At 74.5% G+C, this 744-nt stretch carries 1 pseudogene; it reads right to left on the reverse strand.

The window, feature by feature from the left end:
• Positions 1-656 (reverse strand): annotated as a pseudogene (locus PUR61_RS01235) (hypothetical protein); the annotation flags it as partial.
• Between the last annotated feature and the right edge of the window lie 88 nt (positions 657-744).

Genomic DNA, 744 nt, shown 5'->3' on the forward strand with positions numbered 1-744 from the left:
GCCTCGAAGCGGAACGAGCGGAACGGTCCGCCGTTGTCGGTGACGATCGTGACCAGCGGCTGCACGGTGCCGTCGGTCGCGCGCCGGGCCAGGTCGACCAGCTGGGCTCCGGCGAGCCGTTCGGCTTCGGCGAGGGCGAGCCCGATGGCGGCGATGGCGTCGTGCTGGTTCGCGGTCGGGGCCACGTGCCAGCCCAGCTCGTACTTCGACCAGTAGTCCCGGCAGCCCGCGAGCCGCCAGGTGCCGCCGCCGGTCGTCTCGAACTCGGAGAAGTCCAGCTGCCAGACCTGGTTCGGGCCGGTCGGCTCGGTCGCGAACACGGCTTTGCGCCGGGCGGCGAGCTGTCGGCGCTCGCGCTGGTAGTTCGCCTCCAGCAGCAGGCCCTCGTCGCGCAGCAGCCGCAGCACGGTGGCCTGTGAGACCTGGTGGCCGTCCCACCGGCACATCGCCCAGACCTTCCGGTGGCCCCACGCGGGGTGGGCAAGCGCGTGGCGGCGGGCCGCGTCACGAACCCCTTCCCGGGCCGGACGCGGCCACGGCCCCTCGGCCTGTGCGCCGCGGCGGGCGCGAGCCCGGTGACGGCGCCAGGTCCGCTCGGGCACACCGATCAGGCGGCAGAACCTCGCGGTCGGCATGCCCGCCTCGACACGGATCACCTCGAGGTCCTCGAAGGGCCCGGCCGGCCCTCCGCGGACTTCTTCCACACCCGCAGCTCGACCGCGGCCTCACCCAGCGCCTGGGTCA

This window comes from Streptomyces sp. BE20 (assembly GCF_036322525.1).
GTDB lineage: Bacteria > Actinomycetota > Actinomycetes > Streptomycetales > Streptomycetaceae > Kitasatospora.